Source organism: Staphylococcus pseudoxylosus (assembly GCF_003697915.1).
GTDB lineage: Bacteria > Bacillota > Bacilli > Staphylococcales > Staphylococcaceae > Staphylococcus > Staphylococcus pseudoxylosus.
This window is the reverse complement of sequence record NZ_RCVN01000048.1, coordinates 1-809: the sequence shown is the minus strand read 5'-3', so window position 1 is coordinate 809 and position 809 is coordinate 1. Positions and strand designations below refer to the sequence as shown.

Genomic DNA, 809 nt, shown 5'->3' with positions numbered 1-809 from the left:
GTTTTGAATATTGTTCATTCATGTTAAACCTTGAATAATAGTCATAGAAGTATTCATTTACTTTTTCATGGTAATAAACAACGTATTTTTTATCACTCATTTTCTGTTACTTTTCCTTTCTCTTTAGCTAAGTCTAAGAAAGCCTGTGCCGATTCTTTCGTCGTTTCGATTGGAGTTTCAGCCTTTACTTTTTCCACTAGTTCGCTATCTGGTTCTTTTTTTGATTTATTGACGCAAGTGAATACTGAATCAACGTATGAAAAGTTTAAATCATCGTCAAACTGATATCCACGCGCTTTGACTGATAACTTAGAGAAGTCGTTATGCTTGCCACGTTTAGGGCTTAACATTAACATAAATTCTGCCCATGCTGTTAGAGTAGAACCACCCAAGGCGTCACTAGGCTTTACCATATATGCTTTATCGTCCATTGAGTTTGCATAAGCTGATTTGTTTGCATGAGCTACTAACAAGAAAGTAACGTCTTGGAAAAGTAACTTTAAGCGTGTAATTCTCCTAAGCATTGGTTCAAAGTCTTTACCGTAGATAATATCGCCATTTCTTAGCATTGTCATTAAATTATCCAAGATCACGAATTTTATATCATTTTCTTTAATGTATTCATATAATAAGTTCATGTGGTGCGAATCATCAAGCATAAACTCTCCACCTGTCAAAAAATGTAAGTCTTCTGGTGCATTATCTTTATTTCTAAGCCTTTTGTTTAACTCTCTGTCAGTATCTTCATTGTCTATGTATAGTGTCTTGCTTCGCTTTGTATCATAACCAAAAAAAGGTAACCCTTGATA

The 809-nt window shown here is 34.1% G+C and carries 1 protein-coding gene; it reads right to left on the bottom strand.

Annotated features, from left to right (window positions below):
- Positions 1-92: 92 nt before the first annotated feature.
- Positions 93-809, bottom strand: a 717-nt coding sequence (locus D9V42_RS14725) for an AAA family ATPase (RefSeq protein ID WP_122065552.1), incomplete at its 5' end; no start/stop codon positions are given.